Annotated in this window: 30 protein-coding genes (1 of these 30 cut by a window edge); 7 read left to right on the forward strand and 23 right to left on the reverse strand. The window is 67.8% G+C overall.

All coding sequences use genetic code 11. The annotated features are described in order from the left end of the window. The 3 genes from prmC to hisS form a co-directional block, all read right to left on the reverse strand. Nucleotides 1-172: the start of a peptide chain release factor N(5)-glutamine methyltransferase gene (prmC, locus tag PGN12_02510; protein ID MEH3102754.1), read on the reverse strand. Its footprint begins 650 nt before the window's first position; only the first 172 of its 822 coding nucleotides appear in the window; it begins with the start codon at nt 170-172; the stop codon falls past the left edge of the window. A gap of 632 nt (nt 173-804) precedes the next feature. Next, entirely contained in the window at nt 805-1881 is a 1077-nt protein-coding gene (gene prfA, locus PGN12_02515; GenBank protein ID MEH3102755.1) for a peptide chain release factor 1, read from the reverse strand. 112 nt (nt 1882-1993) lie between these two features. Continuing rightward, entirely contained in the window at nt 1994-3217 is a 1224-nt protein-coding gene (hisS, locus tag PGN12_02520; GenBank protein ID MEH3102756.1) for a histidine--tRNA ligase, read from the reverse strand. A 52-nt stretch (nt 3218-3269) separates the two neighbouring features. Here hisS and PGN12_02525 point away from each other — a divergent pair, with 52 nt between their 5' ends. The 3 genes from PGN12_02525 (at nt 3270) to ppa (ending at nt 6527) form a co-directional block, all read left to right on the forward strand. Continuing rightward, nucleotides 3270-3920, forward strand: coding sequence for a DUF1345 domain-containing protein (locus PGN12_02525; GenBank protein ID MEH3102757.1), 651 nt, complete (start codon nt 3270-3272; stop codon nt 3918-3920). 72 nt (nt 3921-3992) lie between these two features. After that, entirely contained in the window at nt 3993-5915 is a 1923-nt protein-coding gene (locus PGN12_02530; protein MEH3102758.1) for a peptidase M61, read from the forward strand. Between the two features lie 33 nt (nt 5916-5948). Beyond that, entirely contained in the window at nt 5949-6527 is a 579-nt protein-coding gene (gene ppa, locus PGN12_02535) for an inorganic diphosphatase (protein MEH3102759.1), read from the forward strand. Nucleotides 6528-6561: 34 nt separating this feature from the next. On the opposite strand, the gene PGN12_02540 is transcribed toward ppa, so the two are convergent. From PGN12_02540 to ispG, 7 genes are all read right to left on the reverse strand, one after another. Then, nucleotides 6562-6915, reverse strand: coding sequence for a TfoX/Sxy family protein (locus PGN12_02540; protein MEH3102760.1), 354 nt, complete (start codon nt 6913-6915; stop codon nt 6562-6564). Nucleotides 6916-6919: 4 nt separating this feature from the next. Then, the gene (locus PGN12_02545) at nt 6920-7240 is read right to left on the reverse strand and encodes a multidrug efflux SMR transporter (GenBank protein MEH3102761.1); all 321 of its coding nucleotides are present in this window, start codon (nt 7238-7240) and stop codon (nt 6920-6922) included. After that, nucleotides 7240-7722, reverse strand: coding sequence for a GNAT family N-acetyltransferase (locus tag PGN12_02550; protein ID MEH3102762.1), 483 nt, complete (start codon nt 7720-7722; stop codon nt 7240-7242). Before PGN12_02550 ends, PGN12_02545 begins: the two co-directional genes overlap by 1 nt. A gap of 158 nt (nt 7723-7880) precedes the next feature. After that, entirely contained in the window at nt 7881-8783 is a 903-nt protein-coding gene (locus PGN12_02555) for a DMT family transporter (GenBank protein MEH3102763.1), read from the reverse strand. A 3-nt stretch (nt 8784-8786) separates the two neighbouring features. Then, on the reverse strand, nt 8787-8954 hold the full coding sequence (locus PGN12_02560) for an AbrB/MazE/SpoVT family DNA-binding domain-containing protein (GenBank protein ID MEH3102764.1): 168 nt from the start codon (nt 8952-8954) through the stop codon (nt 8787-8789). Continuing rightward, nucleotides 8939-9475: a hypothetical protein gene (locus PGN12_02565; protein ID MEH3102765.1), complete on the reverse strand. Its 537-nt coding sequence runs from the start codon at nt 9473-9475 to the stop codon at nt 8939-8941. The genes PGN12_02560 and PGN12_02565 overlap by 16 nt, the downstream gene beginning before the upstream one ends. A 5-nt stretch (nt 9476-9480) precedes the next feature. Beyond that, complete coding sequence (gene ispG / locus PGN12_02570) at nt 9481-10605, reverse strand: flavodoxin-dependent (E)-4-hydroxy-3-methylbut-2-enyl-diphosphate synthase (protein ID MEH3102766.1); 1125 nt, start codon at nt 10603-10605, stop codon at nt 9481-9483. A 72-nt stretch (nt 10606-10677) separates the two neighbouring features. Here ispG and PGN12_02575 point away from each other — a divergent pair, with 72 nt between their 5' ends. Beyond that, nucleotides 10678-11844: an acyltransferase family protein gene (locus tag PGN12_02575; protein MEH3102767.1), complete on the forward strand. Its 1167-nt coding sequence runs from the start codon at nt 10678-10680 to the stop codon at nt 11842-11844. 109 nt (nt 11845-11953) lie between these two features. On the opposite strand, the gene PGN12_02580 is transcribed toward PGN12_02575, so the two are convergent. The 13 genes from PGN12_02580 to PGN12_02640 form a co-directional block, all read right to left on the reverse strand. Continuing rightward, nucleotides 11954-12856: an OmpA family protein gene (locus PGN12_02580; protein MEH3102768.1), complete on the reverse strand. Its 903-nt coding sequence runs from the start codon at nt 12854-12856 to the stop codon at nt 11954-11956. Nucleotides 12857-12985: 129 nt separating this feature from the next. Beyond that, nucleotides 12986-13849 (reverse strand): flagellar motor stator protein MotA, encoded by an 864-nt coding sequence (gene motA / locus PGN12_02585; GenBank protein MEH3102769.1) that lies wholly within the window; start codon nt 13847-13849, stop codon nt 12986-12988. Nucleotides 13850-14129: 280 nt separating this feature from the next. Then, entirely contained in the window at nt 14130-14969 is an 840-nt protein-coding gene (locus PGN12_02590) for a flagellin (GenBank protein MEH3102770.1), read from the reverse strand. A gap of 62 nt (nt 14970-15031) precedes the next feature. Beyond that, nucleotides 15032-16375 (reverse strand): flagellar hook-associated protein FlgK, encoded by a 1344-nt coding sequence (gene flgK, locus PGN12_02595; GenBank protein MEH3102771.1) that lies wholly within the window; start codon nt 16373-16375, stop codon nt 15032-15034. A gap of 235 nt (nt 16376-16610) precedes the next feature. Next, nucleotides 16611-16946, reverse strand: a complete 336-nt coding sequence (locus PGN12_02600) for a rod-binding protein (GenBank protein MEH3102772.1) — start codon at nt 16944-16946, stop codon at nt 16611-16613. Further along, the gene (locus tag PGN12_02605) at nt 16946-18040 is read right to left on the reverse strand and encodes a flagellar basal body P-ring protein FlgI (protein MEH3102773.1); all 1095 of its coding nucleotides are present in this window, start codon (nt 18038-18040) and stop codon (nt 16946-16948) included. Before PGN12_02605 ends, PGN12_02600 begins: the two co-directional genes overlap by 1 nt. After that, nucleotides 18040-18765 carry a flagellar basal body L-ring protein FlgH gene (locus PGN12_02610; protein MEH3102774.1) on the reverse strand — a complete coding sequence of 242 codons (726 nt, stop codon included), beginning with the start codon at nt 18763-18765 and terminating at the stop codon, nt 18040-18042. The genes PGN12_02605 and PGN12_02610 overlap by 1 nt, the downstream gene beginning before the upstream one ends. Nucleotides 18766-18779: 14 nt before the next feature. After that, nucleotides 18780-19571 (reverse strand): flagellar basal-body rod protein FlgG, encoded by a 792-nt coding sequence (gene flgG, locus PGN12_02615; GenBank protein MEH3102775.1) that lies wholly within the window; start codon nt 19569-19571, stop codon nt 18780-18782. A 15-nt stretch (nt 19572-19586) separates the two neighbouring features. Further along, complete coding sequence (gene flgF / locus PGN12_02620; GenBank protein ID MEH3102776.1) at nt 19587-20339, reverse strand: flagellar basal body rod protein FlgF; 753 nt, start codon at nt 20337-20339, stop codon at nt 19587-19589. Between the two features lie 32 nt (nt 20340-20371). Continuing rightward, on the reverse strand, nt 20372-21652 hold the full coding sequence (locus PGN12_02625) for a flagellar hook protein FlgE (protein MEH3102777.1): 1281 nt from the start codon (nt 21650-21652) through the stop codon (nt 20372-20374). A 39-nt stretch (nt 21653-21691) separates the two neighbouring features. Next, entirely contained in the window at nt 21692-22417 is a 726-nt protein-coding gene (locus tag PGN12_02630; protein MEH3102778.1) for a flagellar hook assembly protein FlgD, read from the reverse strand. A gap of 2 nt (nt 22418-22419) precedes the next feature. Further along, nucleotides 22420-22830 (reverse strand): flagellar basal body rod protein FlgC, encoded by a 411-nt coding sequence (flgC, locus tag PGN12_02635; protein ID MEH3102779.1) that lies wholly within the window; start codon nt 22828-22830, stop codon nt 22420-22422. Nucleotides 22831-22833: 3 nt separating this feature from the next. Then, a complete protein-coding gene (locus tag PGN12_02640; GenBank protein MEH3102780.1) occupies nt 22834-23184 on the reverse strand; it encodes a flagellar basal body protein in 351 nt (116 codons plus the stop codon). Between the two features lie 312 nt (nt 23185-23496). On the opposite strand from PGN12_02640, the gene PGN12_02645 reads away from it, so the two are divergent. From PGN12_02645 to PGN12_02655, 3 genes are read left to right on the forward strand one after another with little or no spacing between them, the layout of a single operon-like run. Next, entirely contained in the window at nt 23497-24186 is a 690-nt protein-coding gene (locus tag PGN12_02645) for a MotA/TolQ/ExbB proton channel family protein (protein ID MEH3102781.1), read from the forward strand. Further along, on the forward strand, nt 24183-24713 hold the full coding sequence (locus tag PGN12_02650; protein ID MEH3102782.1) for a flagellar motor protein MotB: 531 nt from the start codon (nt 24183-24185) through the stop codon (nt 24711-24713). The genes PGN12_02645 and PGN12_02650 overlap by 4 nt, the downstream gene beginning before the upstream one ends. Further along, nucleotides 24710-25219, forward strand: coding sequence for a flagella basal body P-ring formation protein FlgA (locus tag PGN12_02655; protein ID MEH3102783.1), 510 nt, complete (start codon nt 24710-24712; stop codon nt 25217-25219). Before PGN12_02650 ends, PGN12_02655 begins: the two co-directional genes overlap by 4 nt. Nucleotides 25220-25244 lie beyond the last annotated feature (25 nt).

Raw genomic sequence — 25244 nt, forward strand, 5'->3', positions numbered from 1 at the left:
CGACGAGCGCGGCGAAGACGGGCGGGACGTCGTGGTCGTCGAGCGTGAGCAGCAGGCGGTTGCGGTCGATGCCGAGCGCATGGGCGAGCAACAGCTCGGCGTCGAGCCGCGCGGTCGGCGAGAAGGCGAAGCGCGCGGCGGCGTCGCGGAGGGCGTTTCGGGCGGCGGTCATGCGGCGGTGACCGACGCGAATGTTGCGAATGTTGAGACGCTGGCGGGGTGTTTCAACGTTCGGGTTTGGGAGTGTGGGGTGGTTTCGATTCCCTGATCGTTTCCATCATTGACGGAGATAACAGCATCTTTCGTCGCCCCGGCCTTGAGCCGGGGTCGCGCTTTCACTTGGGTCGAGACGCAGCGGGGCCCCGGCTCAAGGCCGGGGCGACGGTGGTTTGGTTTGGCGTCGTTTCCAGCTGCCAATGTTGTGAATGTTGAGACGGTGGTGCGGTGTCTCGACATTCGCGGCGCCGCCGTCATTGCGAGCGTAGCGAAGCAATCCAGGGCGTCCGGGTGACAACCCTGGATTGCTTCGCTGCGCTCGCAATGACGATGGGACATGGGCGGGACCATTTTTGCAGGGATGGATGGAGATAGCGTGAGTAGGCGGCTGTAGGACAGCGCCGCGGCAAAGCCGCGTCGTCGGTCGGGGCGTAGCCCCGCCGGCCGGGCTTGGTTGAGTCCAGTCGCAGCATGCGACGGGCCAGCCTGCGCGTAGCGCCGCGGCGAAGCCGCGTCGTCGGTCGGGTGGCCGGGGCCACCCGCCGGCCGGGCTTGCGCGAGTCTTGCCGCGGCACGCGGCAGGCCGCGCTAGGCCTCCAGCGTCGCCAGCCGCTCCGCCTCATCCTCCGAAATCAACGCGCCGATCAGATCGTCCATCTCGCCCGCCAGTATCTCCGGCAGGCGGTGGAGGGTCAGGTTGATCCGGTGGTCGGTCACCCGCCCCTGCGGGAAATTATAGGTCCGGATCCGCTCCGAGCGGTCGCCCGAGCCGACCATCGCCTTGCGCGTCCCCGAGCGTTCCGCCGCGAGCCGCTCGCGCTCCGCCTCGTAGAGCCGCGTCCGCAGCACCTTGAGCGCCTTGGCCTTGTTCTTGTGCTGCGACTTCTCGTCCTGCTGAATCACCACCAGCCCGGTCGGCAAGTGGGTGATGCGCACCGCCGAGTCGGTGGTGTTGACCGACTGCCCGCCCGGCCCCGACGAGCGATAGACGTCGATGCGCAAATCCTTGGCCTCGTCGATCTGGACGTCGACGTCCTCGGCCTCGGGCAGCACCGCGACGGTCGCCGCCGAGGTGTGGATGCGCCCGCCGCTTTCGGTCGCAGGGACGCGCTGGACGCGGTGGACGCCGCTCTCGAACTTCAGCTTCGCGAACACGCCCGAGCCGGTGACGCTGGCGACGACTTCCTTGTAGCCGCCGGCATCGCTGTCGGAGGCGGAGATCAACTCGACGCGCCAGCCCTGCCCCTCGGCATAGCGCTGGTACATGCGGAACAGGTCGCCCGCGAACAGCGCCGCCTCGTCGCCGCCGGTCCCGGCGCGGACCTCGAGCATCGCCGAGCGCTGGTCGGCGGCGTCGCGCGGGAGCAAGGCCAGCGCGAGCTTACGGTCGGCGGCGTCGAGCGCGTTGCGGTTGTCGCGCAATTCCTCCTCGGCCATCGCGCGCAGCTCGGCGTCGGCGTCGCCGGCCATGAAGGCGAGGCTTTCGGCCTCCTGCCGCAGCCGGCGCACCTCGCTGGCGGCCTGCGCGACGGGTTCGAGTTCGGCATATTCCTTCGATACCGCGACGAAGCGGTCGCCGTCGAGATTGCCGGTCGCCATCTGCGCGGCGAGTTCGTCGCGGCGCGCCTCGATCTGGCGGATGCGGTCGATGGAGATGCTGGTCATGGGCGACCTTCCTTCGTTATCCCGGCCTTGAGCCGGGATCCCGCTTTTGCCGCGACGTCGGAAAGGCAGCGGGGCCCCGGCTCAAGGCCGGGGCGACGGGGGAGAAGTGGGGTCACGCGAGGACTTCCGCGGCGCGCGAGGTGTCGCCGCGCAGCACGCGGCCACGGGTGGCGACCGTGTCGCCGTCGAGCGCGAAGGTCAGCGTCTCGGCCGGGTCGAGCTTGAGCGCCTTATCGTAGCGCTTCTTGGGCGAACCGGTCGCGACCAGTTCGGCCGAAACCCCGGCACGACGCAATTTGGCGAGCGCCGCGACCGCTTCCGTTTGCGCGGCGTCGTTCTCTACCACCAGCACCACATCCGGCCGCGTCGCCGCCGGTTCCTCCAGCAGCATCGCCAGCCGCTCGACCCCCGCCGCCCAGCCCACGCCCGCGGTCGCCGGGCCGCCGAGGCTCTCGACCAGCCCGTCATAGCGACCGCCGGCCAGCACCGTGCCCTGCGCGCCGAGCCGGTCGGTGACGAACTCGAACGCGGTGTGACGGTAATAATCCAGCCCGCGCACCAGCCGCTCGTTGCGGGTCCAGCGCACGCCGGCAGCGTCGAGGCCCTTCTGCACGCTGTCGAAAAACGCGCCGGCCTCCGCGCTCATATAGGCGTCGATGCCCGGCGCGGCGTCGGCGATCGGGCGGTCGCGCGGGTCCTTGCTGTCGAGGATGCGCAGCGGGTTCTTGTCGAGCCGCGTCAGGCTGTCCTCGCTCAAATCACCGCGATGCGCCTCAAAATGCGCGACCAGGGCATCGCGCCACGCGTCGCGGGTCGCGGCATCGCCGAGCGTGTTGAGTTGCAGCGTCACGCCCTCGGCGACGCCCAGCTCGTGGAGCAACTGATCGGCGAGCGTCAGCAACTCCACGTCCGCCGCGGGCTCGGGCGCGCCGAGTATCTCGGCGTCGATCTGGTGGAATTGGCGATAGCGGCCCTTCTGTGGGCGCTCGTAGCGGAACACCGCGCCGCTGGTGACCAGCTTGAGCGGCGCGAACTGCTGCCAGCCGTTGGTGATGTAGGCGCGCGCGATCCCGGCGGTGAACTCGGGGCGGAGCGTCAGCAGATCGTCGCCCTTGTCGGGAAAGGTGTACATCTCCTTCGAGACGACATCGGTGGTCTCGCCGATCGAGCGCGCGAAGACCTGCGTGTCCTCGAACACCGGCACCTCGACCCGCTCGAAGCAATAGAGCCGGCGGACGCGGTCGAAGGTGTCGAGCACATGCGCGAAGCGGCGCTGCTCGTCGCGGAAGATGTCCTGCGTGCCGCGCACGCGCTGCGGGGTGGGAATACGGGCCATAAGAAAGCGCGCATCTAGTCGCGGACGCCGCCGCGCGCTAGCGGCTGTTCGCATGGACGATCGCGCGCGCTGGTGGGGGTTGGGACGGCGGATCGCACCGCCGCGCTTCGTGCTGTTCGCGGTGGTGCTGGTGATCGCGGTCGCGGCGCTGTGGCCGGCGTTCGGGCGCGGGCGCGGGGCGATGGCGGGATTCGATGTCGCGGCGATCGTCTTTCTGCTCAGCATGATCCGGCTGCCGCGCCACGACAGCCCCGCGCAGATGCGCGTCGTCGCGCAGGCCAACGACGCCAACCGCACGCTGCTGCTGGCGATCACCGCGGCGGTGATGCTGGTGATCCTGACCGCGGTGCACGAGGAATTGCAGGGGCGGCAAAGCGATCCGACGCGGTTGCTGGTGATCGTCACGCTGGCGTTGGCGTGGCTGTTCTCGAACATGGTCTATGCGCTGCATTATGCGCATCTGTTCTACATGCCGGGCGATGACGGGAAGGATGCGGGCGGGATCGACTTTCCGGGGACCGACACGCCCGATTACTGGGACTTCGTCTATTTCAGCTACACGCTGGGGATGACCTTCCAGACCTCCGACGTGACGATCCGATCGGGGACGGTGCGGCGCGCGGTGCTGGGGCAGTGCCTCGCCGGGTTCGTTTTCAATCTGGGCGTGATCGCGTTCAGCATCAACGTGCTGGGCGCCAACTGACGGCGGGGGGGCTGGACGCGAGGCGCGCGGGCTGATTAATCGGGTCAGTCACGCTGTCCTTTGGGAGCCCCGATGATCGCCCGTTTCGCGTCCGCCGCCCTTCTCGCCTCCGTCGCCCTCACCCCGCTCGCCGCGCAGGTCCCTGCCGGCAACAGCGCGCCGCAACCGGTGCCGTTTACCGACACCATCCCCGCGCCACGCGACGTGCGCTTCCCCGGCACGCTCCGGCTCAATGTCGACGCCAGCGATTCGTCGCAGGGGATCTTCCGCGTCACCGAGACGATCCCGGTCCCGCAGGCCGGGCATATGGTGCTGTTGTTCCCGAAGTGGCTGCCCGGCGCGCACTCCCCGCGCGGCGAGATCGAGAAGCTGGCCGGGCTCATCATCACCGCGAATGGCAAGCGCGTCGAGTGGACGCGCGACCCGGTCGACGTCTACGCCTTCCACATCGACGTGCCGGCGGGCGCGAAGACGGTCGAGGCGCGGTTCCAGTTCATCTCGGCGACGCAGACCAATCAGGGTCGGATCGTGATGACCCCGACGATGATCTCGCTCCAGCCCAATTCGGTGAGCCTCTACCCGGCCGGTTATTTCACGCGGCAGATCCCGATCCAGATGACGGTCAAATACCCGGACGGCTGGACGGCAGCGGGGGCGGTGCCGGCCAAGAAGGTCGGATCGACCTACAGCTATGACACCACCAATTACGAGGTGCTGGTCGATTCGCCGGTGCTGGCGGGCAAGTACGGCAAGGTCTGGCCGCTCTCTCCACGCGTCAACCTCAACGTCTTCGCCGACGACCCCGCCGAGCTGGCCGCGACCCCCGAGCAGATCGCCGGGCACCAGCGGCTGGTCGAGCAGGCGGTAAAGACGTTCGGCGCGCAGCATTACGACAAATACGAGTTCCTGCTGTCGATCACCGACAAGCTGGGCGGGATCGGGCTGGAGCATCATCGCTCGAGCGAGAATGGCGTGACGCCGGGCTATTTCACCAAGTGGAACGACGGCCCCGGCCGCCGCAACCTGTTGCCGCACGAATTCACGCACAGCTGGGACGGCAAGTTCCGGCGCGGCGCCGACCTGTGGACCCCCGACTTCCGCACGCCGATGCGCAATTCGTTGCTGTGGGTCTATGAAGGGCAGACGCAATTCTGGGGCTATGTGCTCCAGGCGCGGTCGGGGCTGGTCAGCAAGCAGGACACGCTCGACCAATATGCCGCGATCATGGCGCTCTACGACAGCCAGCCGGCGCGGCAGTGGCGATCGCTGGTCGACACCACCAACGATCCGGTGATCTCGCAGCGCCGGCCGAAGGGCTGGACCAGCTGGCAACGCAGCGAGGATTATTACAACGAGGGGCTGCTCGTCTGGATGGACGTCGATTCGCTGCTGCGCGAGAAATCGGGCGGCGCGAAGTCGATCGACGATTTCGCCCGCGCGTTCTTCGGCATCCGCGACGGCGACTGGGGCGAGGTGACCTACACGTTCGACGATGTCGCCAAAACGCTGAACGGGATCGTGCCGTGGGATTGGGCGGGCTATCTGCGCCGCCGGCTGACCGAACATGCCAGCGGCGCGCCGATCGATGGATTTGCGCGCAACGGCTATCAACTGTCCTATAGCGAGACGCCGACAGCGTCGTTCAAGGCCGCAGAAGCCACGTCCAAATCGACCAACCTGACCTATTCGGGCGGCATGGTGGTCGATTCATCGGGCACGCTGACCGGCGTGACCTGGGACAGCGCCGCCTTCAAGGCGGGCTTCACGGTGGGCGACCAGATCGTCGCGGTCGACGGCGAGGCGTATAGCGCCGACAAACTGAAGGCCGCGATCACCGCCGCAAAGGGCTCAAAAATCGCTATCCCCTTGACGGTAAAGCAAGGCGATCGCTTCCGCAGCGCAGCACTCGACTATCATAATGGCTTGCGTTACCCGCGCCTTCAGAAGATCGGCACCGGCGAGACCGGTCTCGATCGGCTTCTTTCGCCCCGCTGATCCGGGGCGTTCGCACCTCAAGAGGGGAAGAGAATGCGTATCGATCTGATCCCGGTGGGCAAGAGCCCGCCCGACGACCTGAACGTGGTGATCGAGGTGCCGACCGGCGGCGAGCCCGTGAAGTACGAATTCGACAAGGCATCGGGCGCGCTGTTCGTCGACCGCATTCTGCATACGCCGATGCGTTACCCGGCGAACTACGGTTTCGTGCCGCACACGCTGTCGCCGGACGGCGATCCGCTCGACGCGCTGGTCGTCGCGCGCTCGCCGTTCATCCCGGGCTGCGTGGTCCGTGCGCGTCCGATCGCGGTGCTGAACCTCGAGGACGAGGCCGGCGGCGACGAGAAGCTGGTCTGCGTGCCCGTCGACTCGACCTTCCCGTATTACGCCAATGTCGGCGAGAAGGACGACCTGCCCGAGATCGTCTTCGCGCAGATCGAGCACTTCTTCACCCACTACAAGGATCTGGAGAAGAAGAAGTGGGTGCGGATCGGCACCTGGGGCGACCGCGAGGAAGCGCGCCGGATCGTCATGGAAGCGATCGACCGCTACGAGGCCGCCAAGGCCGAGGGCGTCGAGCCGCACGACCATGACGTGCCGGGTCGGGAATAAGACCGTATATTCCCTCTCCCCTTTGGGGAGAGGGCTAAACGTTTTTCTTCTTTGGTGGCGCCCGCCGCCCCGCCGCGACACCAAGCAACGCCCAGTCGCGCAGCACCTCGCCATCGTCGTAGCAATCTTCCGGCGCGCGACGATAGTTCATCGATGCCACCGTGCCATCGCTGCGCTGATGGGTGAAGCGCGCGCAGTCTTCCGCATCATATGCCGCGTCACTCTCGGCATCGCCTTTGAACCACAGGCCGCCGTCGCCATCGACGATCGCGAAGATCACGCCGTCGAGGTAAAGCGTCGCGCCGCCCATCATCCGGCGGTGCGTGACGCTGCCGTCCGCCGCCAGCGCCTCCGCGACCCAGTCGATCAGTCCCCGATCCAGCGCCATCGCCTCAATGCCCCGCGGTCAGCTTGAGCCCGGCGATACACCCGACCGCGCCGAGGATCAGCAACAGCCGCACCGGTGTCACGGCCTCGCCGTAAAACAAGATGCCGGTCAGCACCGTGCCGAGCGCGCCGATCCCGGTCCATACCGCATAGGCGGTGCCCATCGGAATGCTGCGCGCGGCGATTTCCAGCAGCAGCATCGACATCGACACCGAGGCGAGAAAGGCGAGCGTCCAGCCGATGTGGCGAAAACCGTCGGCGTTGCGCAGGCAGGTGGTGAAGCCGACCTCGAACAGTCCGCCGACGATCAGCCAGACCCACGCCATCAACCGCGCTCCGCCAGCGCCAGCAACGCCGCACCATCGACGCGTTGCACCGTCCACTCGTCCTGCGCGACCGCACCCTTTGCGCGATAGAAGTCGATCGCGGGGGTGTTCCAGTCAAGCACCCACCATTCGAAGCGCGCATAGCCGCGGTCGACCGCGATCCCGGCCAGCGCCTTCAGCAACGCCGCGCCCGCGCCCCGCCCGCGCGCCTCCGGCGCGATGTAGAGATCGTCGAGCCAGAGGCCGCGCTTGCCGGTCCAGGTCGAGAAGGTGAGATAGAAGAGCGCGAAGCCGACCGCTCGGCCGTCGAGGTCGGCGATCAGCGCCTCGGCGGCGGAGGATGCGCCGAAGAGGGCGTCGTGGAGCATCGGTTCGGTCGCTTGAACGGCGTCCGGCGCCTTCTCGAACGCGGCGAGATCGCGGACGAAGCCGAGCATCGTCGGGACGTCGGCGGGCGTGGCGGGACGGATCGTGAGCGTCATGGGCGTGGGTGTAGCGCGTCGTGATGAGCTGCCCAACCTTCGTCCACTGTCCTGCCGTCATCCCCGCGCTGGCGGGGATCCAGACGCGCAGGCCTGTCGATAGAAGCGAAACGTCAGAGGTTCTGGATCCCCGCCTGCGCGGGGATGGCGGATGATGGTTAAGCCGCCCCTTCCAGCGCCCCTTGCGGCACCGTCCGCCGCCGCGCCGCATACAGACACGCGGCAACGATCACGCCCGCTCCCGCCAAGGTCGTCGGCGCGACGCGCTCACCGAAGCACAGCCAGCCGAGCACCGCGGCATAGACGAACGACGTATATTCGGTGGTCGCCAGAAACCCGGCCTCGGCATGGGCATAGGCCCAGCCAAGCAGAAACAGCGACGCCGACGCGAGCAGCGCGGCGACCGCGATCTTCCACCACAGCGCGGCAGCGGGCGGCGCCGCCAGCCACGGCGCGGCGCACAGCAGCAGGAGCGCGATGATCGCCGATTGCACGAAGGCGATTTCGCCGGGGGTCGCCGCCTGGCTCTGAAGCCGCGCGACGATCAGGTTGATCGCGTACAGGATCGCCGAGGCAAGGATCGCACCCGCGCCGACCAGCGCCTCCGGCCCGAGGGTCATGCGAGCCTGCCCGGCGAGGATCACCGCCACCCCGGCGAGCGCGGCGAGCGACGCGCCGACCACCCGCGCGCCGACGCGCTCTCCGAGCAGCCACGCGCCGAGCAGCAGCGCAAGCAGCGGCGCGATGTAGGTCAGCGCGATCGCCTGCGCCATCGGCACGCGCGCCAGCCCCCAGAAGAACAGCAGCGCCATCGCGGTGGTGAGCGCGCCGCGCGCCAGATGCAGCCTGAGCGCCCGCGCCCCGATCCGTCGACCGCCACCGGCCCGCCACGCCACACCGCCGATCGCGCTCTGGAGCAGCGTCCGCCACAGCAGCGCATTGTAGACGCCGATCGCCAGCACCAGCGACTTCATGAACGCGTCCATGATCGAGAACAGCCCGATCCCGCCCGCCGCGACGCCGAGCGCCAGCGCCGGGGAAAGATAACGCGGGTTGGTCATCGATCAGTCATGCGGCCCGTCATCGCGCGGATCGCGGCCAGCTATGCGGACGCCGGCTTCCATCAGTTCGAACGTCACCGCATCGCCCTCTGCCAAGCCGCAGTCACGCAGCAGGTCGGGAGGGATCGTGATCGCGCCGTCGGCGTCTACCGTCGTCAGAAGATTTTCCACCAGGGCCTCTTGCCGACCGGATCAACGCCCGTGACGACCGTGAAGGTCGCGTCGCTGAGCGCATCGTAGCGGTGGCCGGTGATCGCTTCCATGATCGCGACGGGGATATCGAAGAGGTGATCGACCTCGCCGCTCTCGTCTTCACGCTCACGCGCCTGCGCCTCCGCAACGATCGGCGCAAAGGACGCCGGCCAGTCGCCGGCAAGCTCGCCTTCTTCGTCGACGCCATAGCTGACCGACCAGCGATCCGCGCCGTCGTCGACGCGCAGATCGGCGGCCATCACGCCTTCATGCGCCATCAGCGTCGCGATCGCCGGCCGGGGCGTCATGCCGTCCAGCCGCTTCGCATCCGCCCAGTCGCAGTTATTGGCCCAGACGATCGTCCAGCCGGTCGGCAATTGCGCCGCCGACAGGGGCGCCTCGTTCGCCGCGTCGACCTGACCGCTATCGGTCAGCCCCAGCTGCGACAACACCGCGGCCTTGTCGGCCTTCGCCGCCAGCAGGCTGATCCGAAACCCCATCGCGATTATGCCGCCGCCAGTTTCGCCGCCGCGTCTGAAGCCTCGATCTCGGCGGCCTTCGCCTCGACCAGTCTGACGATATGGTCGATCATGTCGGCGTCCTGCACATGATGGTCGGTGACGCCCGACAGATAGACCATGTGCTTGCCGTTGCCGCCGCCGGTGATGCCGATGTCGGTCTCGCGCGCCTCGCCGGGGCCGTTGACGACGCAGCCGAGCACCGACAGGCTCATCGGGGTGCGGATGTGCTGGAGCCGTTCCTCCAGCGCCTGCACGGTGCGGATCACGTCGAAGCCCTGCCGCGCGCAGCTCGGGCAGCTTACCACGCGCACGCCGCGGTTGCGGATGCCGAGCGCCTTGAGGATCTCGAACCCGACGCGGACTTCCTCCTCCGGCTCGGCGGACAGCGAGACGCGGATCGTGTCGCCGATCCCGAACCACAGCAGCGAGCCGAGCCCGATCGACGACTTCACCGTCCCGCCGATCAGCCCGCCGGCCTCGGTGATGCCGAGGTGGAGCGGGCAGTCGGTCGCCTCGGCGAGCCCCTGATAGGCGGTGACCGCAAGGAACACGTCCGACGCCTTCACCGCGACCTTATATTCGTGGAAGTCGTGGTCCTGCAGCAGCTTGATATGGTCGAGCGCCGATTCGACCAGCGCCTCGGGGCACGGCTCGCCATATTTTTCGAGCAGGTCCTTCTCGAGCGAGCCGGCGTTGACGCCGATGCGGATCGCGCAGCCATTGGCCTTGGCGGCGCGCACTACCTCCGCGACACGATCCGACGAACCGATATTGCCGGGGTTGATGCGCAGGCACGCCGCGCCGGCATCGGCGGCTTCGAGTGCGCGCTTGTAGTGGAAATGGATGTCGGCGACGATCGGCACCTTGGCGGCGCGGACGATCTGGCCGAGCGCGGCGGTGGAGGCGACGTCGGGGCAGCTGACGCGGACGATGTCCGCCCCGGCCTCTTCGCAGCGGCGGATCTGGTCGATCGTCGCGGCGGCATCCTCGGTCGGCGTATTGGTCATCGTCTGCACGGTGACCGGGGCATCCCCGCCGACGGGGACGTTGCCGACCATGATCTGGCGGCTGGGACGACGCGCGATATCGCGCCACGGACGGATCGACATGACCGCCATATACGCGCGTGGCGTGGCAGTTCAAAGTCGCAGCAGCCGCCAACCAGTGCTAGGCGACCGCAAATGCAGCGTCATTACGGCCTGGACTGGCTCCGCATCGGGGCGTTCGCGATCCTGATCGTCTATCATGTCGGGATGGTGTTCGTGCCGTGGGACTTTCATGCGAAGCTGCCGGGCGCGTGGTGGGTGGCGGTGCCGATGATGGCGTCGAACCCGTGGCGGCTGGCGTTGCTGTTCCTCGTCTCGGGCTATGCCAGTCGGGCGCTTATGCTGCGGAACAAGGCGCCGTGGCGGTTCGCGCGGCAGCGCTCGCTGCGGCTGCTGGTGCCGCTGATCTTCGGCATCGTGGTGATCGTTCCGGTGCAGCCGTGGGTCGAGATGGTCGAGAAATACGGCTATGCGGAGGGCTTCTGGCACTTCTGGTGGCACGATTACTTCCGGTTCGGCGCGCTCGGTCTGCTGTTCGTGCCGGCATGGAACCATTTGTGGTTCGTCGCCTATCTGTGGGTCTATACGCTGGTGCTCGCCGCCGGCGCGCTGCTGCTGCCGCAGGGGCTGCGGCGCGCGATGCAGGCGGGGTTCGTGTGGACGATGCGCGGTCCGGCGCTGCTGATCGTGCCGATCGCCTGGATGGTGTTCGTCGGCTTCTGGCTGTTCCCCGGCGCGCGCGAGACGCACGGGCTGGTCGACGACGGCGTCGCGCACTTCAGCTACTTTCCGTTCTTCCTGTTCGGCTATGCGCTGGCGTGCGCGCCGCAGACGCTGGCAGCGCTGGTCGCGCGATGGAAGGCGTCGGCGGCGATCGCGCTATTGGCCTATGTGGTGGTGGCGGGAATCGAGATCCGCTGGCCGGGCAGCCGGATGCCCTATCCGTGGGGGATCGTCTTCTCGGTGGCGCGATCGGTCGAGGGCTGGGCGGCGGTGGCGGCGCTGATCGGCTATGCCGACGGACACTGGAACCGCGACCGATCGTGGCGGCGGATGCTGACCGAAGCGGTGTTCCCCTTCTACATTATCCACCAGTCGATCATCGTGCTGGTCGCCTTCTGGCTGGCGCCGCTCGCACTGCCCGGCGGCGTGGCGTTCGCGGTGCTGGTCGCGGCGACGCTGGCGGGGTGCTGGGCCTTCTATCTGGGTGGGCGGGCGATTGGACCGTTGCGGCCGTTGATCGGGTTGCGCCGGCACGCGTCGCGGCGGACGCATGTCGATCCGCGACCGGCGATCGTTTAAGGGTGACCGTCATTCCCGCGCAGGCGGGAATCCAGAACCCCTGCCGATCACGCTCCTATCGGCGGACCTGCGCGTCTGGATTCCCGCCTTCGCGGGAATGACGAAGGCTTTACTGCCCGAACGTTCCCGCGCGATAGAGCAACGTGATCGCGACGCGGCGGTTGCGGGGGTCCTGCGGATTGTCGGCGATCATCGGCTCGCGGTCGGCGACGCCTTCGATCCGGTTGAAACGCGCCTCCGGGATGCCACCCAGCGCGAGCCGGCGGCGCGTCGCCTCGGCGCGGCCCGACGACAGCATCCAGTTGTTCATCGCACGCGGATCGCCATAGGGCAGGCTGTCGGTATAGCCGCGGATCATGATCGGGTTCTGCGTCTCCTTGATCCCCTGCGCGACCAGCCCGATCAGCGCCGAGGCATCGGTGGCCAGCGCCGTCGTTCCGAGCGCGAACATCGAATAATCGGCATCGTCGACCAGATCGATGCGCATCCCGTCCGGCGTCATCGAGAAGCGGATGTGCTTCGCCAGTTTCGCCAGCTCGCGCTGCGCGGCGATCTTTTCCATCACCTGCTGGCGCAGCTTGGCAAAATTCTTGGCGTCCTCCTTGGCGATCGCGCTCGCGCTGCGCAGCGAGCCCTTCTTGCCGAAGCCCTTGGCCTCACCGACCGGATTGTCGGTGACGAGCGCCAGCGCATGCAGGTCCGACGTGCCCGCCTTCGGCCCGGTCTTCTCCTTCGACGTCAGCGATTCGCCGCCGCCGATCCCCTGCCCGCCGATCCCGACGCGCTTCTTGTCGATCAGCGTCGGCGCGAAATAATCGGCGATGCCCTTGCGCTGCTTCTCGGTCGTCGCGCCGAGCAGCCACAGCAGCAGGAAGAACGCCATCATCGCGGTCACGAAATCGGCATAGGCGACCTTCCACGCGCCGCCGTGGTGTCCCCCGGCGACCATGGTGATCTTCTTGACGATGACGATCTTGGGCGGCTCGTTCTTGCCGTGCGGAGCTTTTGCCATTTTACTTGGCTCCTTCGGAGCAGCGGCACCGGCCCGCTCCCCCACCCGACCGCCCATTCAGGGTACGATCGTGGGCGGTCGGGTGGGGGAGCGGGCCGGTGCCGATCATCGGCGGAAGCCGATCAAACATCACTTACCGCGCAGGCCGTCGAAGACCTCGGCGAAGCCGGGCTGGTTCTTGTGGTCGATCCCCGAGCGCGCCGCCTCGATCACCAGCGGCTGCGGATGGCCGTGGAGCGAGGCGATGATGATCTGCTTGACGACGTGATAGATCGCCGCGTCGGCTGACACGACCTGCTTCAGCCGCCCGGCGAACGGATTGACGATGCCGTACGCCAGCAACACGCCCATGAAGGTGCCGACCAGCGCCGAGCCGATCATGCCGCCCAACACCGACGGCGGCTTGTCGATCGAGCCCATCGTCTTCACGATGCCGAGCACCGCCGCGACGATGCCGAGCGCGGGCAGCGAATCGGCGAGGCTCTGCAGCGTATGCTCCGGCCCCTCGACCTCGTGGTGGTGGGTCTTGATCGCGTTTTCCATCACCTCCTCGACGGCGTGGACGTCGAGCGTGCCCGAGGACACGACGACCAGCCGCAGCGTGTCGGCGATCAGGTTGACCAAAGTATGGTCCTTCAGCAGTCGCGGATATTCGGCGAACACCGCCGACGACTTCGGATCCTCGACATGCGGCTCGAGCGCGATCGGCCCCTCCATCCGCAGCATCTTCATCAGCTTGCTGACGAGGAAGATGACGTCGAGATAGTCCTGCTTCTTGTAGACCGGCCCCTTGAAGACCTTGCCGAGCCCGCCGCCCAGCGCCTTTAGCTCCTTGCCGGAATTGCCGATGACCAGCGCGCCGACCGCGGCGCCGCCGATGATGAGCATCTCGTGCGGGATCGCCTCGAACACGGGTTCGAGGTTGCCGCCGGTGATGGCGAAACCGCCGAACACCATGCCGAGGAGGATGACGAGGCCGATGGCCGGGAACATGCGCTTTTCCCCAATTCGCTTGCGGGATGATTCTCGAAGGCCGTGGTTAACCCGACAGCGGTGGAGAAGTGGTTACCGCGGGGGTGCGGAGGAGATTATCGTTCGAATGGGGCAAGCATGGGCACAGGCGCATCTCCGCCGCTCGGCCTGAACCTGTCGAGGGGCGTATTACGGGCGAGTGGCGGCGGATCGCGTCGCGGCGTCCGGGGTCCGGGCATGTGCTTCGACAGGCTCAGCACGAACGGAGGCCTTGCGGCGTCGTGGTCGCGACCGACGACGATCAGCGCAGGTAGCTGAACAGCGACAGCTGCGACAATTTGGAGAAGCTGGACTGGGTCGCGTTGAGGATCGTCATCGTCTTGGCGAATTCCGCCGCGGCCGAGGTGATGTCGGTATCTTCCAGCGACGAGCGCAACTCCTCGCGATCGGCGGAGATATTCTCCTGCAGCGTCTGCTGGAGTTCGACGCGCGCGGCGCGTGCGCCGACCGACGCCTGGACGATCGACACCTGATCGGTCGCCGTATTGACCTTGTCGAGCGCATCGCGCGCCGCCTGACCGGTCGTGTCACCCCCCTGCAACGCGGCCGCCAACTGCGAGAGCATCGCCAGCGTGTCGCCGGCCGGGCTCTGGAAGATGCGCGCGGCGGTTTCGGTCGGCTGGATCGACATGTTGTCGGCGATCGGCACCTCCGACAGCGACGGCGCGGTATTGTAGGCGAAGGTGCCGTCGGCGTTCCTGGTCACCGCCTGCGTCCCGTCGGCGCTGCCGAACAGCGAACGACCGTTCGAATCGGTGACGTTGCCCAGCCCCACCAGCGTGTCGACGACCGCCTTCAGCTCGTCGCCGATCACCTTGCGATCCTGCGCGCTGAGCGAGCCGTTGCCGGCGCGCACCGTCAGTTCGGTGGCGCGCTGCATCTGCGTGGTGATCGATTCGAGCGTCGTGTCCGCCTGCGAGAGCATCGACTGCGACATGTTCATGTTCGACGTATAGGCGGCCGCGTCGATGTTCTTGCGGTCGAACTCGGCCAGCTGCTGCCCGATCGTGACGTTTTCGGAGGGCGAGGTGAACTTCTTGCCGGTCGCGATCTGCGTCTGCAGCTTGACCGCGGTGGACATCAGCGATCCCATCCGCGCCGCGGACCGATCGAACATGAGGCTGCTGGCGATCTGCATGACGCTTACCTGATCTCGAGGATCGACTGGAAGGTTTCCTTGGCGACCTGGATGACGCGGCTGGACGCCTGATACGCCTGCTGGAACTTCAGCAGGTCGATCGCTTCGTTATCGAGGTTGACGCCGGTCAGTTCGGAGCGCGTGGTGATCGCGCCGTCGCGGATCGTGGTCTGCGCATCCGCGACCAGCCGCCGCTGCTTGAGCGTCGCGGCATTGTCGGTGATGAGCGCCTGTACGCTGCCCTCGAACCCCATGCTGGTGCGCTTGCCCGCCAGCGCGGCGAGGTTCGACGCATCGCGCGATCCGCCCGCCCGACCCGCGGCCGCGATCTGGTCGCCGCCGGTCAGCTTGACCGTGAAGACGGTGGGATCGGTCGCGCTCGCTTCGAAGAAGTCGGTGCCGGGATTGCCCTTCTGGTCGTCGCCGGCGGCTTGCAGGTCGTTGACCGTCTGGGTCAGATCGGTCGCGATTCGCCCCAGCGCGTCGCGTGCGGAGGCGATCCGCTGCGCGCCCTCGACCATGCCGGCGAGCGACCCGCCTTCGGGATCGAACAATGTCGGCGTGCCGCTCGACGGGCGCACCGCGAGCGCGACGTTGCTGCCGGTGCGCCCATAGGCGACCTCGCTGGCGTCGCGCGGATCGACCAGCACCGGGCCGTTCGGTCCGCCCGCGCGCACCGTGGCGCGGCCGTAATCGTCGAGCTTGACGTCGATGTCGCTCAGCGCGCTCATCTGCTGGAGCAATTCGTCGCGCTGGTCCATCAGGCCGGCCATCGCCGACGTGCCGGGTGCGGTGCGCACCAGCCCCTGATTGACCTTGAGCATCGCCTGGTTGAGCCGCGACAGTTCGGCGGCGCCCTGTACGGCCTGCCCGTCAAGCTCGGCCCCGGCATCGTCGAGCGCGCGCGCGGTGACGCCGAACGCATCGGCGACCGACGAACCCGCGCTCAACATGCCGGCGCGCAGGGCGGCGGAGGACGGATCGGCCTGCAGCGCGGTGCCGGCGGCGAAGAAGCCGGTCAGCCGCGACGACAGCCCGCCGCTGCTCAGCGCGGTTTCAATCCGCTCCAGCCAGACCGAGCCGGCCTGCGTGCGCGACAGATCGGACGATGCGGTGCGCAGCGTCTGGTCGGCGTAGCTGTTGCCGGCGCGCAAGACGTTGAAGGCCGACGCCCCCATGCCGTTCGGCGACGAGGTGTTCCAGCCGGTGCCGCCGGTGATCTCGCGGATGCTGGGGGTACGGCGGACGTAGGACGCATTGCCGGCATTGGCGATGTTCTCCGACGTCGTCGCCAGCGCCGTCTGGTACGTGCGCACGCCCGAAGCGCCGAGGGAGAGCAGATCACTCATGCGGTGAGAGTCGCACGATTCGGGTTAAGATCGGGTTGATGTGGAGTATTTGGAGGCGGTGCCTGCCGGGTGACCGGACTCCCCCCCTCCTCCGTTCGTGCTGAGGAGGCATTGAGCGAAGTCGAAATGCCGTCTCGAAGCATCCTTCCGCGCATGTCCTTCGAGACGAGGCTTCGACAGGCTCAGCCTCTCCTCAGGACGAACGGAGGTAGGGCGGGAGCCGGCGGTGACCGAGTCAGGGCTTCGGGGTCGCTGCCTCGGTCGAGCCCGCCCCGATCTCCGGCTGCGACTGCGCGAGAAACTTGCTCATCGCCTGCCCGATGCCGAGCGGGTGGTGCTCGGCCATGTTCTGGACGACCTTCTGGTCGCTCATGTCGCGGAACGTGTCCATCGCCTTGCTGTCGATCAGCGGATCGGCGAGCTTCGCCTGCCGCATCGACTTGAGCATCATGCCGGTGAACACCGATTCGAACTGCTGCGCGGCCTTGTCGAGGTTCTGCTTCGTCGCGGCGCGCGAGAGCCCGGTGTCGAGCCCGGTCTGGCCGGTGATCGGTCCGATCGCGTCCGTCATCACAGCACCACCAGTTCGGCCTTGAGCGCGCCGGCTTCCTTCAGCGCCTCGAGGATCGCGACGAGGTCGGCCGGGGAGGCGCCGATCGCATTCACCGCCTTGACGACATCGGCCAGCTTCGGGCCGGGCGTGAGCAGGAACATCGGCTTCTTCTCCTCGGTGACCTGCACGTTCGAGCGGTTCTCCAGCGCGGTTTGGCCGTTGCTGAGCGGGGCGGGCTGGCTGACGCGCTGGCTCTCGTCGATGCGGACGGTCAGCTTGCCGTGCGTCACCGCCGCCGGCGCGAGGCGGACCGCGGAGTTGATGACCACGGTGCCGGTGCGCGCGTTGACGATCACCTTGGCGGGCGGCTCGGCGCTGTCGACGGTGAGGTTCTCGATCTCGCTCATCAGCGTCGCGCGGACGTCGGCACCGACCGGCGCGCGCACCGCGACCGACACCGCGTCGGTCGCCTGCGCCGAGCCGAAGCCGAGCTTGCGGTTGATCGCGGCGGCGACGTTCTGCGCGGTCGTGAAGTCGGCGCGGGCGAGATTGTAGGTGAGGAACGGCGTGTCGGCGAACCCGGTCGCGACCGCGCGCTCCACGGTCGCGCCCTCGGGAATGCGACCGGTCGAGGGGACGTTGACGACGATCTTCGATCCGTCCGCACCCTCCGCACCCAGCCCGCCGACCGCCAGATTGCCCTGCGCCATCGCATAGACCTGCCCATCGGCGCCTAGCAGCGGGGTGAGCACCAGCGCACCGCCGCGTAGCGACTTGGCCTTGCCCATCGAGGCGACGGTGATGTCGATCCGCTGGCCGGGCTTGGCGAACGGCGGCAGCTCGGCGGTGATCAGCACCACCGCGGCGTTCTTCAGCCCCGGATTTGCATTTGGGGGCAGTTGCAGCCCGAAACGCGACGCGACCGCCTTCACCGATTGCACGGTATATTCGAGATTGTCGTCGCCGGTGCCGGGCAGCCCGACGACCACGCCGTACCCGGTCAGCTGGTTCGAGCGGATGCCCTGGAACCCGCCCAGATCCTTGATGCGGTCTGCCTGCGCGGGCACCGAGACGATCAGCGCGAGGAGCGCAATGAAGAGCGTGCGCAGCATCAGAACGGGCTCACCACCTGGAAGAAGCGGGACAGCCAGCCCTGACGGCTGGCGCGGGCGACGTCGCCCTTGCCGGTATAGGCGATCTGCGCATCGGCGACGCGGGTCGATTCGACGCGATTGTCGCGGTCGACGTCGGCGAAGCGGACGATGCCCTTGATCTGCACGAATTCGTCGCCGCGGTTGAGCGTCACGCGCTTCTGACCGCGCACCAGCATCGTGCCGTTGGGATAGACTTCGGCGACCGTCACCGACACTTCGCCGGACAGGGAGTTCGACTGGTCGGCCGCGCCGGTGCCGTTGAAGCCGCGATTGCCGCTGGCGCCGATATCGCTGGGGCTGAGCAAGCCGCCCAGCGGGCCGGTGGTCGGCGGCGTGAGCCCGAACGAGCCCTTCGAATCGATCTTCGACGCCGAGGACTTGGACGCCGCGGTCCGCTCGACCAGCACGATCGTCAGCGGATCGCCGACGCGGCGCGCGCGCCAGCCCTCGTAAAGCGCGGCGTAGCCGCCCGACGCCTGGAAGATCGCGCCATCGGCGACCGGCGCGGCCGGCATCGGGGCGACCGGCTCGACGCGCGCGGCGCTGAAATCCTCGGCAGGCTTCTTCTTGAGCAGCTTGCCGAAGACACTGGCGTGCGCGGGCGCGGGCACCAAAGCGACCACGGCGGCGGCGCCGAGCACCCCGCCCACGATCACCCGCAACCGTCGAAAAGAATGCGACATCATCATGATGCGACTCATGACAGATTTTGGTTAACGGTTTTCAGCATGTCGTCGGTGGCGGAGATCATCTTCGAATTGACCTCATAGGCGCGCTGCGTCTCGATCATGTCGACCAGCTCCTCGACGACGTTGACGTTGCTCGCCTCCAGCGTCCCCTGCCGCACGCGACCGCGCCCGTCCTCGCCGGGCACGCCCATGTTGGCCGCGCCGCTCGATGCGGTTTCCAGCAGGAAGTTGTCGCCGTTCGACTCCAGTCCCGCCGCATTGGGGAAGCTGGCGACCTGGATCTGCCCGAGGTTCTGCCCCTCGGTCTGCCCCGGGATCGTCGCCGTCACGGTGCCGTCGGTGCCGATCGTGATCTGCGTCGCGTTGGTGGGGATCGTGATGCCGGGCATCACCTGATAGCCCTGGCTGGTGATCAGCAGCCCCTCCGGCGAGCGCGAGAAATTGCCGGCGCGGGTATAGCCGAGCTGACCGCCGGGCATCTGCACCTGAAAATAGCCGCCGCCGTCGAGCGCGAGGTCGAGGCTGTTGCCGGTCTGGCTCATCGACCCCTGCGTTTCGGTGCGCGACGTACCCTGCACGCGGACGCCGGTGCCGAGATTGAGCCCGGTGGCATATTTGGTCTCACCGGTCGATTGCGCGCCCGGCGCGGTGACGACCTGATACGACAGCGTCTCGAACGCGGCGCGATCGCGCTTGAAGCCGGTGGTGCTGACGTTGGCGAGGTTGTTCGAAATGACGCGCATCCGCGTGTCCTGGGCGTCGAGCCCGGTGCGCGCGATGTGCATGGCGGCGGTGGTCATCGGTCAGGTCCTTCCTCAGCCCGGCAGGCGCATCACCGATGCGCTCGATTCGTCCATGGAGCGGGCCTCTTTCAGCAAGTTGGCCTGCACTTCGTAGCTGCGCTGGTTCTCGATCATGTCGACCAGCGCCTGGGTCATGTTGACGTTGGAGCCCTCCAGCGCGCCGCTGGTCACTCCGGCGTCGAGATCGGCGGGCATCACGCCGCCGCCGCGCACGCGCATCAGATTGTCGAGCCCCTTCACGGCATCGCTGCCCTTGCTGGACACGACCTTCAGCCGGTCGACGACAGTGGTCTGCCCGGTCTTGTCGCCCTGCGGCACGATCGAGATCGAACCGTCCGAGCCGATGCTGATCGAATCGTACGGCGGCACGGTGATCGGGCCACCCTGCCCCATGACGATGAAGCCATCGCCTGTCTGGAGCGTGCCCGCGGCGGACACCGACAGGTCGCCACGCCGGGTATAGGCTTCCGAGCCGTCGGACGCCTGCACCGCCAGCCATTTGTCGGCATCGCCCACCGCGACGTCGAGCGGCCGCCCGGTCTGCTGGACGACGCCGGGCGCGCGATCGGCGTCGCGCACCTCTTCCGAGGTCGGCTGACGCGCCGACAGCTGCGTGGAGCCGTCGGACAGGATGATCCGGTCGAACACCACGCGATCGGCGCGAAACCCGGTGGTGGAGACGTTCGCCATATTGTTGGCGATCGCGGCCTGCGACTGCATATGCGCGCGCAGACCGGTCGCCGCGGTATAGACCAGCTTGTCCACTTACATCCTCTCCGACGTGCTCGCCGCCTGCCTCAGCCGCGGATGTTGAGGATCGCCTGCGATACCTGCGTCGCGGTATCGAGCGCCTTCGAGTTCGCCTGGAAGTTGCGCTGCGCGGCGATCAGGTTGACGAGCTCCTCGGTGATGTCGACGTTCGAGCCTTCGAGCTGGCCCGACTTCAGGCTGCCGAATCCCTCGGCGGCGGCGAAGCCGAGCGTTGCCTTCCCCGAGATACCCGTCGCCTGCCAATAGTTGCTGCCTGCCTGACGCAGACCGGTCGGCGCCGAGAACTTGGCGATGGCGACCTTGCCGAGCGGCACGATGTCCGAGTTCGAATAGCTGGCCTTGATGATGCCGGCGTCGTCGACGGTGATGCCGACCAGCTGGCCGACCGCGACGCCGTCCTGCACGCGGTTGCTGACCGCGGCAGCGGCGGCGGTCTGCGTCGAGCCGGTCAGGTCGAGCTTGATCCCCTGAGCCGCGGCGCCCGAGGCCGGAATGAAGTCCTCGAACGTGATCGTCGTCGGTGCGACCAACGCCCCCTTGGTGTCGTAGGTCTGGGTGACCGGACCGGCCGTCCCCGCCCCCTTCGGCGTCAGCATCTGGTCGCCGACATAGGTGAAAACCTGCCACGTCCCCGTGTTCGGCGTTGCCGCGTTCGGCTCGCCTTCCTTGGTCCGAACGTAATAGCTGGTCATCGTCATCGGGTTGCCGTTGGCGTCGTAGACGCGCGTTGCCACCGAGTTGTTGTAGGTCGAGGTATCGGTGCGCTTGAACAGCGATGCGTCCTTCACGGTCGCGGTCGAGGGGATCTGCACCTTGGTGGCAACGTTCTTGGTCGCACTCGGCGAGCCGCTGGTCGGCTGAATTTGCAGGTTGGTCAGCGACTTGTCGCCGGTCGCGGTGACGTTGCCGTCGTTATCGACCGGATAGACCATCAGGTAGCTGCCCTGCGCGTCGATCACGTTGCGGCTGTCGTCGACGGTGAACGCGCCGGTGCGGGTGTAGTTGACCTGGTCCGACAGGCCCGTCGACTTCACCACGAAGAAGCCTTCGCCGAGGATCTGCATGTCGAGCGCGCTCTTGGTCTGGTTCGACGAACCGTCCGAGAACTGCTGCACGGTGCCCTTCACCGACACGCCCGAGCCGACCATCTTGCGCGGGTCGGTCGACACGTTCGACGAAATGACGTCGGCGAACGCGGTACGGCTCTTCTTGAAGCCGTTGGTCGAGACGTTGGCGAGGTTGTGGCTGATGACCGACATGTCGGTCTGCATGGCCTGGAGGCCCGAAAGCGAGGTGAAGAAGGACATGGGGGGTACTCCTGCGGGTAATGGGGTGAATCAGGGGGATCAGGCGACCTTGCGGACCGCGGCGGGATCGACCTTGCCAAGGCCGGTGACGTTGAGGACCGGCTCGGCGCCGGCGCTCAAGCTGACGGTTTCGACGGGCGCCCAGACCAGCGACTTGGCGGCGACGATCGTGCTGCCGTTCGCGGCCTCGACGGTGACGGTGTAGGGGCCATTCTCGACCTTGTTGCCGGCGTCGTCCTTGCCGTCCCAGCTGTAGTCGACCGCGCCGGCCTCCTGCTTGCCGAGCTGGATGTTCTTGACCGCGAGGCCGTTTTTGTCGGTGATCGTGACGTCGACGTCGGTGGCCGAGTTGGGCAGTTCGACCGCGCCCATGATCCCGCCCGAGGTACGCTCGTAGGCGGTCTTGCCCTCGGTCAGTACGGTGCGCCCGACGAAGCTCATCGCGTCGCCCGACGACGTGGTGCCGAGCCGATTGGCGATGCTTGCAAGCGTGCTGCTCATCTCGCTGATCCCCGCGACCTGCGAGAAGGTCGCCATCTGCGCGACCATCTGCGTATTGTCCTGCGGGTTGAACGGATCCTGATATTGCAGCTGCGCGGTCATCAGGCGCACGAAGTCCTTCTGACCCAGCTGCGACTTGCCGACGGTCGACGCGGCGTCGCTGGTGCCAGTGACGGAATTGGAACGCGCGACGCCGGCCGACGAGAAGATCGCGTCCTGCGCGGCCTTGTCGACGCCGCTGGTATTGGCGGTAATGCTGGTCATGGTCAGCGACCCATCTTGAGAGTGTCGAGGATCAGCGTCTTGGCGGTCTGCATCACCTCGACGTTGTTCTGGTAGCTGCGTGCGGTCTCCATCATGTCGACCAGCTCGCGCGATTCATCGACCGCCGCGTCGAAGACGTTGCCGTCCTTGTCGGCGAGCGGATGATTGGGGTCGTAGCGCTTGGTAGGCTTCTCGCCCGCGGTGACGATCTGCTGCACGTCGACCGTCGACAGCCCGCTCGCCTGATCGAAGCTGGTGCGGAACACCGGCTTCATCGTCTTGTAGGCGGCGTCTTCGGTGCCGGCGACGCCGCCGGCATTGGCGAGGTTCGACGCGGTGGTGTTCATCCGCGTCAGCTGCGCCGACATCGCGCGGCCCGCGACCTGGAAGACCGTCATCGGATTGCCCGACATGGCTTATTCTCCCTTCAGCGCGCGGGTGATCTGCCCGATGCGTCCATTGAGGAACGCGAGCGTGCTCTGATATTGCACGGCGTTCTCGGCAAAGGCGGTCTGCTCGGTGGACAATTCCACCGTGTTGCCGTCCATCGACGGGTTGGTGGGCACGCGATACTTCAGCGCACCGCCCAGATCCGCGTCCACGCCGCCGGGCTGGTTCTCGACCGCGTTGAGCGCGGTGGTGAAGTCGATGTCGCGCGCCTTGAAATTGGGCGTCGACGCATTGGCGATGTTCGACGCCAGCACGCCCATGCGCTGTGAACGCACCTCCAGCGCGGCAGCATGAACTCCGAACAATCCCTCGGCCATCGGCCCCAACTCCTCCATGCACGACAGGTGCGTGAAGCTGTTGAGCAAAGGCCGTGCCAAATGAGATGGGCGGTGCATCACCTTGGCGCTTGGGGAGAAAGCGAATCTGGTCATTGCGAGCGTAGCGAAGTAATCCATGGCGTCCTGATCCGGCTCTGGATTGCTTCGCTACGCTCGCAATGACGGAGTGGACGGGTGACCGGGCGGCAAAGGCTTGCCGGTTGCCGGCAAAACCACTTGCCGCCGGCGCGCCGCGCTGCCGGCCGCCTAGGCGCCCCACTCACTTGGCCCACGGCTTGCAACGGGGCGGGCATGACTCCCGCGCTGCTCCTCGATCCCGTGGCGCTTGCGATCGTGCTGGGCGGCACGATGCTGGCGACCCTCCTGCGCACCCCGTCGCGCGACCTCGTGCGCGCGCTGCTCGCGCTGGCGACGCTGCCGCGCCGCCGCTTCCGCGCCGATGCACGGCTGGAGCAGATCGCGACGCTGGCGCGAATCGCGCAGCGCCACGGCGTCCACGCGCTCGACCGCAGCGTGATCCGCGATGCCGATATCGCGGCGGCGGTCGTGTTGATCGTCGACGGCGCGCAGCCGGCGGTGGTGGTCGAGGCGCTCGACACCGCGCGTCGCCAGCGCGCCGAGCGCCACCGCATCGTCGTCGAATGCTGGACCGGGATGGCCGAGACCGCCCCCGCGATGGGAATGATCGGCACGCTGATCGGGCTGGTCGCGATGTTCACGCGGATGAGCGACCCGCAGGCGATCGGCGCGGCGATGGCGATCGCGCTGCTGGCCACCTTATATGGCGCGTTGCTCGCCAATCTCGTCGCGATGCCGGTCGCGGCGCGGCTGCGCACCGCGGCGCGCGCCGAATTGCTCGAGCGCGAGCGGCTGGTCGCACCACTCGCCACGCTTGCCGAGCGCGAGGCGCCGCGCGTCCATGCGCGGGTGCATGAGGTCGAAACGCCCCTGGCGATCGTTGCGCAGGACGAAGCGGCATGAGCGACGACGCAGTGCTCGACGTCCCGCCCGGCCGCCCGCTGTGGCTGATCACGCTCGCCGATCTGGCGCTGCTGCTGGTCGGCTTCTTCGTGTTGCTGCAGGCCAACCAGACGCTGACCCCGCGCGATCTGGCGCGTGGCATCGCCGAGGGGTTCGGGGTCGAGCCCGCCCCGGTCGCAATGCCCGTCGCCAGCCACGGCGTCGCGGGCTTCGCGCCCGGCTCGGCGGTGTTGCCGCAGTCGACCGACGCGCTGGTCGGCTGGGCGCGCGCCGAGCTGCGCGACCCGCGCGTCCGGCTGACCGTCATCGCCAGCACCGACGGCAGCGCCGCCGATGTCGATCCGGCCTCGCGCAGCGCGACGGTGCTCGCCGCCGATCGCGCGCGCGTCGTCGCCGCCGCGCTCGCCGCAGGCGGCGTGCCCGATGCGCGGCTGCTGCTTTCCACGACGCCCGCGCACGGTCCGCGCGCGGTCGCCGTCACGCTCGCCTTCGCCGGCGAGACTCATCTTCAAGGAACCCACCCATGATCGCGCTGCTCGCCGCCGCCTCGCTCGCCTTTCAGGATACCGTCGCGATCGATCGCGCGGTCGCCGCCTTCACCACGCGCCCGATCGGGGCGGAGGGCGGCGCGCGCGCGCCGGTCGACGCGCGGCTGCGGCTCGCCACCTGCGGGATGGTCGCCTTGTCGTGGCGCACCGACGCGCATGACGCGGTGGTGGTCGCCTGCGCCGATCCGGCGTGGCGGATCTTCGTCCCCGTCATCGCCCCGCCACGCGCCGCCAGCGCCGCCCCGGCGGTGATGCGCACCGGCGCGGCCGCGCCCGCGCCGCGCGCCGAGCCGGTGATCCGACGTGGCGACCCGGTGACGATCGAGGCCGGCTCTGACGGCTTCTCGATCACCCGCGAAGGGGTTGCGATGGCCGATGCCGCCCCCGGCGCGCGCGTGATGGTGCGCGTCACCGATTCCACGCGTCCGGTGCAGGCGGTGGCGGTCGACGCGGGCCGCGCGACGCTGCCCGGCTGGCCGGAATAAAAAAAGTGCTAAAGCCACCCGCCCA

Origin of the sequence: Sphingomonas phyllosphaerae, assembly GCA_036946405.1 — a bacterium.
GTDB classification, from domain to species: domain Bacteria; phylum Pseudomonadota; class Alphaproteobacteria; order Sphingomonadales; family Sphingomonadaceae; genus Sphingomonas; species Sphingomonas phyllosphaerae_D.